The sequence below is a fragment of the Sporosarcina koreensis genome (genome assembly GCF_000826145.2).
GTDB classification, from domain to species: Bacteria; Bacillota; Bacilli; order Bacillales_A; family Planococcaceae; genus Sporosarcina; species Sporosarcina trichiuri.
Genome location: NZ_LN651337.1, coordinates 148,723 through 162,003, shown reverse-complemented (window position 1 = coordinate 162,003; position 13,281 = coordinate 148,723). Strand labels below are relative to the sequence as shown.

The following is a 13,281-nucleotide window of genomic DNA, read 5'->3' as shown; positions in this document are numbered from 1 at the left end:
TCTCTTTAGCGTTCACCATACAGATACATCATCCGCGGTGCCTGGTAATCCGTCAGCATTTTTTCGATCAATTCCGTTTCCGCATTCTTTTTCAGCAAGCCGGACACATTCATCCCGAACAGCGATGACAGGCTGTCTGAAGATGTATATTCGAATATAGTCGGATCCTTGAGTCCCAGATCGGTTTTCAGTGACTCGACGACGTCCGGCAGCTTGCCATAATCATCCGCCAGTCCTGCCTCGATCGCCTGCCGTCCGTTCATGATTCTGCCGTCCGCCACTTTCTTGACCGCATCGACAGACATGCCGCGGCCGTCTGCGACAATTCCGACAAACCGCTCGTATGAATCATTGATCATTTCCTGCAGCATATTGCGTTCTTCCTTCGTCATTTCACGATTCGGACTCATCATGTCTTTATAAGGACCTGTTTTGATGGTGTTGAAGTCGATACCGATCTTATCGGCGAGTTCTGCATAGTTCAGACTTTCCATGATGACACCAATCGATCCTGTGATTGTCTCGGGATGAACGAAAATCTTCTCGGCAGGAGCTGAAATGTAGTACCCCCCAGAAGCCGCCATCGAGCCCATCGAAACATAGATCGGAATATTGCTGTTGTCCCGGATTGCAACCAGTTCATCATAAATATCCGAGGATTCCATCACGCCGCCGCCCGGCGAATCCACGTGGAGCACGACCCCTTTCACTGTCGGATCCTCCTGGATGTCCGCAAGCTGGCTCATGAAAAGCTGGTGGTTATAGCCGGGTGCCGCAAATGGCGATGCGGGGCCGGTATCCTGGATGACGCCGCTGACGTCAAGGACAGCAATCCGCTCCGTCGAGCCCCCGCCTTCCAATACATTTTCTTCATACATCGGACCGTTCAGCGCGAAGTTGTCTTCGAACAGCGAGCTGAAATCCCTCGTAAAGATATAGGATAGCGAGTTGACGCCGATCGAGACGATCACCAGTGCAGCTGCGCTCAGTAACGCTATCCATCGTTTTGTTGTCATTGCGATTCCTCCTTCATGTCCTCCATCTTATACGTATGACCGGTGAATCCGTTTCATTAAAATCCCATCAGTGAGGATGATGCTGTTCCTTCAGCCGGCCGGCAACTCTCCGGTCCTTCAAAAACCGCACGACCTGCGGGATGGTGAACAGCATCAGCGCAGCCCAGATGAATGCGAAACTCATCCATTCGAATGCACCGAACTGCTCGCCGTACAGGGAGACGCCGATGATCAGCATCAGTGTAGGAGCGATATACTGCAGAAAGCCCGACACATAGAGCGGAATGGACACAACTCCTTTTGAGAAGAAGATGAGCGGCAGCGCCGTCGCAATCCCTGTCAAAACGAGCAATACGACTGTCACTGGATCGGTACCGAACAGCACGGCATCCCCCGATCGGATCAGCCAGCCATACGCAAGAAGGGCGATTGGAACCACAAATGCCGTTTCGATGGCGAGTCCCCGCGCGGCGTCCAGCTTGATATGCTTCTTGATAAGTCCGTACAGAGCGAACGATAAGGCAAGGACGAACGATACCCACGGGAAGACACCATAATGGATTGTCAGTATGGTGACGCCCACGGCTGCAAGCACGAATGCCCCCTGCTGGCTGCGGTTCAATGATTCCTTGAGGAACAGGATACCCAGAAGGACGGAAACGAGCGGATTCATGTAATAGCCGAGACTTGCCTGTACGATGAAATCGTGGTTCACGGCCCATATGTAAGTTCCCCAGTTCGTCGTGACGAGCAGAGATGCCAGACACAATCCCCAGAATTGACGAGGGGTCCGCCACAGCTCTTTCACGTCCGCGGCCAATTTCCTTCCCTGCCCTGCAATCAGAAGGACAGCCGCTGTCAGGATGAACGCCCAGATGATCCGGTTGAGCAGAATTTCACTGCTGCCGACATGATCGAGGCTTTTCCAATAGATCGGCATGAACCCCCATAGAAAATAAGCGAAAAATACCCAAAAAGCTCCTTGCTGCGGTGATTGCATCGTATTCCTCCCTTCCATCATGTACGAACATTTTGCAGTTCGAAATATTGCTCAATTATACGTTGCTGATTCAGCGGCGTAAAGGATTACATGAAAAAAGAACCGAGAACGAAAGCTCTCAGCTCTTTTTCAATCACTTCATTTCCATTTTACGGAGCTGGACCCGCATGATCTTACCCGACGCGGTCTTCGGCAGCTCCTCCACGAATTCGATTTTGCGCGGATACTTGTAGGGCGCTGTCGTTTCCTTGACATGGTCCTGCAGCTCCTGAATGAGCCCTTCATCAGCAGCAGCTGATGGATCACGCAGGACGATATAAGCTTTGACAACAGACCCTCTCACTTCATCCGGACTGGCGACGACTGCGCATTCACGGACAGCGGGATGGTTCGTGAGAGCGTCCTCCACTTCGAACGGCCCGATCGTATAGCCTGAGCTGATGATGATATCGTCTCCCCGCCCTTCAAACCAGAAGTACCCGTCCTCATCTTTCTTCGCACGGTCACCCGTTATATAGTAGTCCCCCCGGAACTGCATCGCTGTGCGTTCGGGATCCTTCAAGTACTCTTTGAAGAGGGCAGGCGTGGAAATATGGACTGCGATATCCCCGACTTCGCCGACACCTGCGATCTCTCCTTCGTCGTTGACGATCTCGACCCGGTTGCCGGGGGTCGGCTTGCCCATTGAACCTGGACGCGCCTCCATACCGAGCATCGTCCCGACGAGCAGGGTGTTTTCCGTCTGGCCATAGCCATCACGCACTTGAAGTGAGAAGACGTCTTCAAACCGATCGATCACTTCCTTATTGAGCGGCTCGCCTGCAGAGACAGCACTGCGGATGGACGACAGATCGTACTCGGCGAGATCTTCAGCCTTTGTCATGAACCGATATTCTGTCGGCGTACAGCAGAGCACGTTCACCTGGTAGGTTTTGATCATCTCCAAATAGGTTTTGACATCGAATTTCCCGTTGTACACGAGCCCGGTCGCACCGCTGCCGAGCACCGCCAGGAACGGTGTCCAGATCCATTTCTGCCAGCCGGGCGCGGCCGTAGCCCAGACGGTGTCGCCTTCCTGGATGCCGAGCCAGTTCCCGCCGGTTGTCCTGAGATGTGCATAGCCCCAGCCATGCGTGTGGACAACGCCTTTCGGTTTGCCGGTCGTTCCGGATGTGTAGGAGAGGAATGCCATATCATCCGCTTTGGTGTCGGCTGCCTGGAATTCCGGCGAGGCGGAGGCCATGGCATCCGTGAGCGAGATGCCCCGATCCGCTGCCTTTCCGATCACAAACAGGTTCACATCTTCGATCCCTTTCACGTCGGCAAGCTGATCGGTAAACGCTTCATAGGCGACAATCGCTTTCGCTCCGCTGTGGGCAAGCCGGTACTCGATATCGGATGCGCGCAGCATTTCGGAGGAAGGGATGACAGCTATCCCCGCTTTCAGGGCTCCGATGTAGGCGGTATACGCCTCGATCAGACGCGGCACCATCACCAGAACGATGTCCCCTTTCCCAAGTCCGTTCGAAGTGAAGACATTCGCCGCACGGTTTGCGTCATTCATGAGCTGGTCATATGTATACTCCCGTTTGTTTCCGCCGGCATCTGCGTAAATGAGTGCTTTCCGATCCGTTCCATCTGCATATTTCCCGATTTCAGAGACCACATTATACTGCTCAGGTGCAATCAACTCTTCACGTTTCATCCCAATTCCTCCTTTACACAATGTAATCAGTATACAAGTAAAATTCCGCAAATTCAAAACAAAGTCATTTGTATACAAACCGGAAAATGCGCAACCATAAAAAAGACTGCCCTCCATATGGAGAGCAGTCAAGGGTTCAGTTTAGCTTAGAAGCCCTTCATTTGTTCTTGAGCTTGACGTACCAATCGCTTAGTGATTTCTCCGCCGACGGATCCGTTGGCACGCGATGAAGCGTCTGCTCCAAGCTGAACACCGAATTCAGAAGCAATTTCATACTTCATCTGGTCAAGCGCCTGCTGTACACCTGGTACAAGAAGTTGGTTTGAGTTGCCGTTGTTTGAGTTTGTCATGTCGTTGTCACCTCCTTGTGACTATAGAATGGTCCGTTCCGGAGAATTCATGCACTGATAGGAAGTGGTATTTTTTTCATGACAATCAAAAACGGGATCCTCTACAGCAAGTCGGAGAAGTCGCCATCTGGGTTGCTTTCACTCGTACACTCGATGATCTGCCTGTTCTTTACGGCTTCTTCGATCAGCGGCGCGAAATCGATGAAGCTTTCATAATACTCCACCTTGTCCAGTCTCGGTTTCGTTTTCGGGCTGGCAGGTGTGAAGATGGTGCAGCAGTCTTCATATGGCTGGATGGACGTTTCATAGGTGCCGATCTTTTTGGCGATATCGATGATCTCCAGTTTATCTGTAGCAATCAGCGGACGGAGGATCGGTGTATTCGTCACGGCATTGATTGCCGTGAAGCTCTCCAGCGTCTGGCTTGCCACTTGGCCGAGGCTTTCCCCCGTGACGATGGCCAATGCGCCGATCTCCTGTCTCACTTGGTCAGCAATCCGCAGCATGAGACGGCGTGTGGATGTGATCGAGACGTTTTCGGGCACTTGCTTGACGATGGCCTGCTGGATTTCTGTGAATGGAATGATATGCAGCTTTATGCTGCCGCCGTAGACACTCAGTTTCCTGGCGAGCTCCTCCACTTTCGCCTGAGCCTTCTCACTTGTATAAGGAGGGCTTGCGAAATGGATCGCCTCCACCATGACGCCGCGTTTCATCATCAAATAGCCGGCAGCCGGACTGTCGATGCCGCCAGACAGCATGAGCAGGGACCGGCCGTTCGAACCGACAGGCATACCGGCCGCGCCTTTGTATATGCGTGCGGAGAGGAACGCACCGGTTTCCCGGATGTCGATATGGAGAAGGATATCCGGTTTGCGGACGTCCACTTTCAGATCGGGATGCGCGCGGAGAATTGTGCCGCCGATCTCCTTCTGCAATTCTCCCGTGACGAGCGGAAATGACTTGTCCGTTCGTTTCACTTCGACCTTGAACGTTCTCCCCAAAGTCTCCTCATGCTCGAATACACCCAGCGCAGTGCTTCGTATCGACTCGACCGTCGATTCACATTGTGCTATCGGACTGTACGATTGGATGCCCGCAACGTCTTTCAGCAGATGGACTGCCTGTTCGAGCTCTTCGGGAGAGGCGTAGATGAACATCCTGTCCCGTTCCGCTTTCAACTTGACCGTTTCAAGCCCTCGAAGCGCTCTCCGTATATTTTCACTCAGTTTCTGGATAAACACTTTCCGGTTCCGGCCTTTCAGCGACATCTCGCCGTAGCGAATGAGAAGTTCACTCCATATCATGCTGTTTCATCCCTTTCTTCGTCATCTCTAAAAATTCTTTCGTCACTTCTATAACACGCTCTGCGTCTGCTGCACTGTTGGAACGGCCGAAACTGATCCGTACAGCACCTTTCCTGTACTCTTCCGGGACACCCACCGCTTCGATGACATGGCTGGTCCTGGACGATTTGGACGAACAGGCGCTTGAAGTGGAAACGTATATGCCGTTTTCCTGGAAGTAGTTTACAGCCACTTCGCCGGTCAGACCTTTGAATGCCATCGAAAAAATGTGCGGCGCCCCGTCCGGCGATGACAGGATACGAAGCCGCGGTTCATTCTTCAGTCCGTCATGCATCGCGGCCGTCCAGTTTCGCATATGATCCGCTGACGGTTCCGCTGTTGCAAGGCGGAATGCTTTCGCAAACGCCGCTGCCCCGGCGACATTGACAGTACCACTCCGCAATCCGTCCTCCTGACCGCCTCCGTATGAAATCGCCTCCGGCAGCCTGGATGGTTTAGCTAGAAGGCATCCCATCCCTTTCAGACCGTGTATCTTATGTCCGGAAAGTGTGATGGCATCGGTATAGCGAGGGAAAGGCAGCGCCAATTTCCCTGCACTCTGCACACAATCCGAATGGAAAATCGCGCGGGACCGTTCCCGGATGATCTGTGCGCATTGTGCCAGCGGCTGCACAGATCCGATTTCGTTATTGACATGCATGATGCTCACCAAGATCGTATCCGGCCGGAGTTTCCGTTTCAATTCATCAAGCGAAATGACTCCCTGTTCGTCGACAGCCAGCCAGTCCACTTCAAAGCCGTCTTCCTCCAGCGACCGGCATGCCTTCCGGACGGAATCATGCTCGATTTCAGTTGTGATGATATGGTTCCCCCGATAGCGGTATTTTTTCGCGTAGCCGAGGATGGCAAGATTGTTCGACTCCGTGCCGCCCGATGTGAAAACCACTTCGCTTTCGTCATCTCCTGCAAGACGGGCAACTTGTTTCCGTGCATTCTGCAGAAGCTGATCGGCCCTGGTCCCAGCCTGATGGAGTGATGCCGGATTTCCATAGTAAGTCCGGCTCGCTTCCGTGAACGTCCTCAGTACATCCTCGTCGGGTGCAGTTGTTGCGCTATTGTCCAAATAGATCATTCCGCTCACCGTCCTTTCAATGATTCACAAGCGGCACAAAGCCACCGACACAAAGTGTGCCGATGGCTGTAGACAAACGCTTAGTGAACTTGTTCCTGCATATAGTCCTGTATCCGTTTCATCGCTCCCGGTTCGACGTCCTCGACAGCTGTTGCCGCTTCTTCCAGCGCTTTTGCATACCGGAACTGACGGAATGCTATTTCCGCTTCCAGGAGACGTGCATGCATCGCAGGATGGGATGCACGATACCGGTTGCCGTATTGGATGATCCGTTCTGTCAGAAGGGCGTTCTCCAGCATCTCGTTGATCTTCAAGATGGACTCATCCACCTCTTTTTCGGCATGCGCAATATACTCTTCGACAAGCGCCATATTCAGCGGCACTTCTTCAAGACCGTTCTGGACGATGAACAGCTGCTCATCCGCTTCTTCCAGACGGACTTCGATATCTTCCGGAATTCCGGGGATATTCGCTTTCTGTAGGCTGCGCTCGACAGTCTGCAGTTTGTAGGCCAGCTGTTCAAGACGTTTCCGCACGCTGATTTCCTCGGTCCGGAGGTTTTTCATCCGTTCCTTGAACTCGGCGGCTTGCTCGCCGACACGATCGAGCACTTCATTCACTTCTCGTATATGCTGTGCCAGCGCCGTGAAGGCTGCGGCCCCTTCTTCCCCCTGGCTGGTCATCATGTCAAAACGGTCAGATGCTTCTGCCAGGTCACGGGTGAACTGCTTCGGTATCTCTGCTTCCTTTTCGTCGAGACGGTAGCTCTGCTGCACATAGAGCGCCTCATCGGAAACTTCCTTTGCGAGCATGTGTACATCAGACAGTCTTCGTGCTGTGTCTTCGTACGTAAGTTCAACGTACTGCCGCTCCCTCACTTCTTCCTCCAGTGCTGCATAGAATCCATCGATCTGTTCATCGATTTCCGCAAGACGCTGCTCGACCGGCTCGATTTCCAGATGTTCGACCTGCTGAAGCAGGTCTTCGATTTCCGTCTCGATACCTTTCAGATAGTGGGTGAGATCCAGATGGCCCACATAATAGCCATCGTCCTCCATCTCCCCGACTCCGTTCCGAAGTTCACGGATCGTCGCCGGCAGTTTCGTCTGCAGTTCGCCCAGCAGCGCCGGAATGGTTTCAACAAGAGGGAACAGATGATCCGCTTTCGCAGTGACAGCGATCACATTCTCGCGTGCCTGCAAGTAGTTCCCATTAGCCGTCAAGTCATCGTATTCCTCGAACGCGGGCTGGAAGTACTCAAGCTCCTTTTCGAGGGCCGGCACCGCCCGTCCAAAGGAATGCGGCCGGGCAAGGATCGCTTTGCGGGCTTCCCGGTACTGCTCTTTCAGTTCATCCATCTCGACCCGGTTCTTCTCTTCGCTGCCGATCAGCTCGTTCAGTTCCTTCAGAATCGAGTTTTTACGCTCTTCGCATACTGTCAGCTTCTGTGCGATCTCTTTTTCGATATGGCCGGCCTTCTTGAACCGGAACCGGTCCACCATCTCTTCGGTATCGAATAACAGGGAATCGATCTGCGGGACGAGGACGTCGACGACTTCTGTCCACTCGCTGCGCCACCGCTCGAACTTCTCTTCGGTTTCGCCTGTCATATTCAGCTGTTTCACTTTTGTCATTTCTTCAAATATCGGTTCATGTTGGATTTGCAGTTTTTCATGCTCCAGCTTACTGATTTCCTGGATATGTCTCCGTCTCAGCACAAATATGGCAACCGCCAGCACTATTATGATGATGACTGGAATGATGAAGTAGTTCACCATGGTCCATCCCCCTATTCCACAACCGCTCTACAATGATAATACCTTATATAGTAACACGTTTAAAGAATTTTCGTGTTGAAAAAGGGCGAATCCCCGCCGGAAATTTGTTTACTTGTCGAAAACGGGCACGAAATTGTATGATGCAAGTATCGATTGCACAGTTTCTGTTACAACCGATACAGACAGGAGAGATGATCATGTTCATGGGAATCGAGTATTCAAAGGATCTATCAGAGGCATATACGCAGCTGTCGGACCAGCTGAACCTGCTGCTGGACGGCGAGCCGAACAGGATTGCCAACTTAAGCAACGCCTCCGCTTTGCTCAGCAATTTCCTGGACCGCACCAATTGGACCGGATTTTACTTGATGGAAGAAGGCGAATTGGTGCTCGGGCCGTTCCAGGGACTGCCGGCATGCATCCGTATCGCCGTCGGCAAGGGAGTGTGCGGCACGGCCGCAGAAAAACAGGAGACGATTGTCGTCGAGGATGTTAATGCATTTCCGGGTCATATCGCATGTGATGCTGCGTCCCAGTCGGAAATTGTCGTGCCGCTCGTCAAAGATGGCCAGCTGATCGGCGTGCTGGATATCGACAGCCCTGAAACCGGACGCTTTTCCGATGAGGACCGGGCCGGCATCGAGAAATTCGCCGCCACCCTTCTGCGTCATCTTTAAGGAAGACGTCCGCAACTGAAAAAGGTATCGGCAGTCCATACGACAAGCCGGTACCTTTTTCATGTCCTTCAGTTCACTTGCTCGCAGGCCGAGGCTGCCCGGAATGCCTGTGAAAGGTCTGCAATCAGGTCATCCGCATCTTCAAGTCCCGCAGACAGCCGGAGCAGACCATCCCCGATTCCCATAAGGACCCGTTCCTGTTCAGGGACCCCGGAATGCGTCATAGTGGCTGGGTGCTGGATGAGCGTTTCAGCATCCCCGAGACTGACGGCGATCTTGATGAGCTTCAGCTGGTTCATGAACAGCTGGGCTGTCGGCTGTCCGCCTTTGATGGTGAAGGAGACGAGACCTCCGCCTGCCGTCATCTGCTGTCTCGCCAGATCGGCCTGTGGATTCAGGTCATCGAACGGATAGAAGATGTCTTCCACCATGTCCTGACTTTTCAGGAATTCTGTCAGCTTTCCTGCGTTTTCCGTGTGACGCTGCATGCGCAGGGGCAGTGTTTTCAGCCCCCTGATGAGCAGCCAGGCATCGAATGGCGATATGATTCCGCCGTAATCTTTCTGGACCGTGCCGCGGATCTGCTGGATGTCCTCTTCGTTCCGGCCGGTCAGAAGCCCTGCAATCACATCCCCGTGTCCGTTAATATATTTCGTGGCGCTATGAAGTACGAAATCGGCACCGAATTCAATCGGATTCTGAAGATAGGGGGACGCGAAGGTATTATCCACAACCACCTTCAGTCCATGCCGCTCTGCGACAGCGGCGGCTGCCCGCAAGTCGACGAGTTCCGTTGTCGGATTGATGGGCGATTCAATGTACAGGCAGACCGTCTCGGGTGTCACAGCCGCTTCGATCTCTTCTTCCGTGCGCATCGCTGTCAATGTATGGCTGATGGCATACTTCTCTTCCATAATGCCGAGCAGCCCGAATGTACAGCCGTAGATCCCACGGGAGCAGACGATGTGGTCGCCGCTTTTCGTAAGATGCGTCAGGATGGTGCTGACAGCTGCCATCCCGGAGCCGAACGCAAGTGTCCCGGCTCCTTTTTCGAGAGCCGTCATCCGTTCTTCCAGCACACGCACTGTCGGATTGCCGAGTCTTGAGTAGATCCCGCCCTCCTCTTCACCCGCAAAACGCCGCGCGCCCTGTTCTGCTGTGTCGAACGTGAAGGTGGACGTCTGATAGAGCGGAACTGCCAGGCTGTCGTGATGCTGTCCGCTGGTATAACCGGTATGGATCGCCTCTGTGTCTTTGTGCACTTTCTTCATTGAAAGAATCCCCCGCTTTCGTTTATAAGTAAACGCTTACATCCATTGTATGCCGGGTGTACTGATTTTTCAATCAAAATCAGATACCCGCCTTTACTCGGCGAGTATCTGTTCGTTGATGACAATCCTGTTCTTGCCGCCTGTTTTCGCTGCATACAGTGCTTCATCGGTATTCTGGAACAGCTGCTGATACGTTTCACGGCTGGCGGATGGTTTCCAGACACTGACGCCGATTGAAATGGTGACTGACGGATCTGTGCAGGCAGGCATTTTGACAAGGAGCCGCTCTGCCGTTTCTTTCCCATCCTTGAGATCCGCGCCCGGCAGGAACACGGCGAATTCCTCGCCGCCCCACCTGCCTGCAATGGCACTATCCGGAATTGCCGCCTGCAGCACTTCTGCCGTCTGGATGAGCACCCGATCTCCCACCGCATGACCATGAGAATCATTGACCTTTTTGAAATCATCCACATCAATCAGAAGGAACGCACCGCCTACCCCGTCCGTAAACGATTCGGACATATGACGGTCCAGATACCCGCGTGCATAGAGGTCCGTCAGCTGGTCTTTGTTGGCCAGTTCCTGAAGTTTGTCCCGCAGGATCAAGTTGGACAGCGCAAGTGACGAATGGGACATGATCGCTTTCACAAGTTTGAAGTCATCGAACGAAAAGTGATACGTTTCTGTATGCATGAGCACGGTATATCCGGCCACCGCTTCCGATATGATGATCGGAGCGATGATGAGTGCCCGGTATGGTGAAAAACCGTCAATATCGCCCGGCTGGAGATCTGCTATGAAGACTGCATCCTGTTCTGCAGCCAGACGTTTTTCCGCATATTCCAAATACCGGCTGCCGGCCGCGGTCAGGAAATAATCTGTTGTCGTATCCAGCAAGACAGGCTCCTTCCGTCTGTCGTAGTAGACGAATGCCATCTCTTCCGGCTCGAAGGCGGCATTGAGTTGTTCGGCCAGATAGGTTTTCATCTCCATGAAGGTCAGCCGCCCTGTCAGTTTCTTCGACACTTCGTTGACAAGCTGGAGATCGCGGATCAGCCGATGCGACTGGTTATACAGACTGGAGTTTTCAATCGCATGGCCAGCGCTTTCACAAATGTTGCGGACGAAGTCTTCTTGCGCGGATGAGAACGTATAACCGGGCGTGGCCGTGATCTGCAGCACCCCGTATGTCCCCTGCATGCCTTTCACCGGTGCGTTCAGATAGGTTGGATGGCTGCCCCTCTTCCTGCCGATCCGGAGTTCTCCCGAAAGGAAAGCGTCAATCGTGGCCGGCTCCTCATTCGTATAGTCGAACAGCCGGCAGAAGGAGGAGGAAGCATGTTCTTCATGAGAGACGATCAGTTCGACAGCAAACGGCGCCAGGTTGGAAGCTGCTGTCCTGACGAGTTCCTCATAGATGACCGGCATTTTCATCGTCGAGTTGAACTGCTTCGTCGCGTTCAGCAGGTCGAGATGGTTCTGCTCCCTTCTGCCGGACGCTTTGCTCTCCTTGACGATATCGATCATTTCACCGAGCAGCAGCTGGAACTCTTTATAGCAAGCGGACATGACGAACCTATCCCATGCCGCGGTGGATTTCATGAGCACCATTGCGACCGGTTCACGCTTCCCGTTCCGGATCATCAGCGTGTCATCCGGGAAATCGGATGGCTCATCATGTTGGATCAGCGATCCGGCGATGACCGGTGCAGTCTGTTCCCCGGACTTGTCCTCCAGGGCAGCCGGCCGGCCGTCACAGCACGCAGAGGCGGACTGAAACTGATTGTCTTCATATAGGTACAGATCGAGTTTCGGTATGTTAAAATGATGCGAGAAGACGTCTTCCAATTTACGGAAGCTCTCTGCGTATGCTGAGTGTTTCAGGACATCTATCAGCAGACCCAGCAGATCACTCTTCAATGACCCGTATAGCTGCTCATTTGTTTGCATGCGATCACCCTCTTATATCTCTCAAGCAATATATGATACCTTTCTGTCATTCTATACCTATATCGGCTCAAATGCAACTTTATAACTAGTACATTTTTCATATAAACTCTTTTTGTTTAGACAGTCTGGAAGTCACTGTGCAGCATCCCTTGACGCACTGCCGTTTTCTTGGTATGCTGTTTTTTGTGTAAAATAATCGCAGCAGTTGTGTGTTTGCTGTCGCCCAGTCTGTTCCTACATATGTGAGGGGTATCGTGTAACCTCTTGGCTGCAGAGGCGAAGATGCATGAAAACAGAATGGCCCAGTGATTGAACGCATCTGGTCTTATTTTACAACAAAATAAAACCAACAGAGGAGGAGTCATTCATGGCTCGTTATACAGGTCCATCTTGGAAACAATCCCGCCGTCTTGGTATTTCCCTGACAGGCACAGGAAAAGAAATCGAAAAGCGTCCATACGCTCCGGGTCAGCACGGTCCGAACCAGCGTAAAAAGCTTTCTGAATACGGTCTTCAGCAACAGGAAAAACAAAAGCTCCGTTTCATGTACGGTGTCAATGAGCGCCAGTTCCGCACATTGTTCAACAAAGCCGGCAAAATGCAAGGTATCCACGGTGAAAACTTCATGATCCTTCTTGAAACTCGCCTGGACAACGTTGTTTACCGCATGGGTCTTGCACGCACACGCCGTGCAGCTCGCCAGCTTGTCAACCACGGACACGTCCTCGTTGACGGCAAGCGCGTAGACATCCCGTCTTACAGCGTTAAACCAGGTCAGGAAATTTCACTTCGTGAAAAGTCCCAGAACCTTGATGTGATCAACGAATCCATCGAAGTGAACAACTACGTTCCAGAATTCGTATCGTTCAACCCGGACACGAAAGTCGGTACATTCGTACGTCTTCCTGAGCGCAGCGAATTGTCTGCAGAGATCAACGAAGCTCTTATCGTTGAATTCTACTCTCGTTAATAAGCAGTACCTGCCCTTCCGGATTTTCCGGAAGGGTTTTTTGTGTTCCAGTGCCATGCCGTGATAGGCATATCGGACATTCCGGCAGCGGTATCGGACAGTTGCCGTGCACTATCGGACACTTC

The 13,281-nt window shown here is 52.6% G+C and carries 11 protein-coding genes; 2 read left to right on the top strand and 9 right to left on the bottom strand.

Going from position 1 to position 13,281, the window contains the following annotated elements; translation table 11 throughout:
* Nucleotides 1-5: 5 nt before the first annotated feature.
* From sppA to ezrA, 7 genes are all read right to left on the bottom strand, one after another.
* Nucleotides 6-1,016 carry a signal peptide peptidase SppA gene (gene sppA / locus BN1190_RS06515; protein ID WP_040286183.1) on the bottom strand — a complete coding sequence of 337 codons (1,011 nt, stop codon included), beginning with the start codon at nt 1,014-1,016 and terminating at the stop codon, nt 6-8.
* A 67-nt stretch (nt 1,017-1,083) separates the two neighbouring features.
* The gene (gene rarD, locus BN1190_RS06510) at nt 1,084-2,016 is read right to left on the bottom strand and encodes an EamA family transporter RarD (RefSeq protein ID WP_040286182.1); all 933 of its coding nucleotides are present in this window, start codon (nt 2,014-2,016) and stop codon (nt 1,084-1,086) included.
* A gap of 133 nt (nt 2,017-2,149) precedes the next feature.
* Nucleotides 2,150-3,721, bottom strand: a complete 1,572-nt coding sequence (gene mbcS, locus BN1190_RS06505; protein ID WP_040286181.1) for an acyl-CoA synthetase MbcS — start codon at nt 3,719-3,721, stop codon at nt 2,150-2,152.
* Nucleotides 3,722-3,867: 146 nt separating this feature from the next.
* Complete coding sequence (locus BN1190_RS06500; protein ID WP_040286180.1) at nt 3,868-4,071, bottom strand: alpha/beta-type small acid-soluble spore protein; 204 nt, start codon at nt 4,069-4,071, stop codon at nt 3,868-3,870.
* A gap of 101 nt (nt 4,072-4,172) precedes the next feature.
* Nucleotides 4,173-5,378, bottom strand: a complete 1,206-nt coding sequence (gene thiI / locus BN1190_RS06495) for a tRNA uracil 4-sulfurtransferase ThiI (protein WP_040286179.1) — start codon at nt 5,376-5,378, stop codon at nt 4,173-4,175.
* On the bottom strand, nt 5,365-6,510 hold the full coding sequence (locus tag BN1190_RS06490) for a cysteine desulfurase family protein (RefSeq protein ID WP_040286178.1): 1,146 nt from the start codon (nt 6,508-6,510) through the stop codon (nt 5,365-5,367). Before BN1190_RS06490 ends, thiI begins: the two co-directional genes overlap by 14 nt.
* 80 nt (nt 6,511-6,590) lie before the next feature.
* A complete protein-coding gene (gene ezrA / locus BN1190_RS06485) occupies nt 6,591-8,288 on the bottom strand; it encodes a septation ring formation regulator EzrA (RefSeq protein ID WP_040286177.1) in 1,698 nt (565 codons plus the stop codon).
* Between the two features lie 197 nt (nt 8,289-8,485).
* On the opposite strand from ezrA, the gene BN1190_RS06480 reads away from it, so the two are divergent.
* Complete coding sequence (locus BN1190_RS06480; protein ID WP_040286176.1) at nt 8,486-8,965, top strand: GAF domain-containing protein; 480 nt, start codon at nt 8,486-8,488, stop codon at nt 8,963-8,965.
* 68 nt (nt 8,966-9,033) lie between these two features.
* On the opposite strand, the gene BN1190_RS06475 is transcribed toward BN1190_RS06480, so the two are convergent.
* Both BN1190_RS06475 and BN1190_RS06470 read right to left on the bottom strand, forming a co-directional pair.
* Nucleotides 9,034-10,236: a PLP-dependent transferase gene (locus BN1190_RS06475; RefSeq protein WP_040286175.1), complete on the bottom strand. Its 1,203-nt coding sequence runs from the start codon at nt 10,234-10,236 to the stop codon at nt 9,034-9,036.
* A 93-nt stretch (nt 10,237-10,329) separates the two neighbouring features.
* Nucleotides 10,330-12,186 (bottom strand): sensor domain-containing diguanylate cyclase, encoded by a 1,857-nt coding sequence (locus BN1190_RS06470; protein WP_040286174.1) that lies wholly within the window; start codon nt 12,184-12,186, stop codon nt 10,330-10,332.
* 367 nt (nt 12,187-12,553) lie between these two features.
* On the opposite strand from BN1190_RS06470, the gene rpsD reads away from it, so the two are divergent.
* Nucleotides 12,554-13,156, top strand: coding sequence for a 30S ribosomal protein S4 (rpsD, locus tag BN1190_RS06465; protein WP_040286173.1), 603 nt, complete (start codon nt 12,554-12,556; stop codon nt 13,154-13,156).
* Nucleotides 13,157-13,281: the final 125 nt, after the last annotated feature.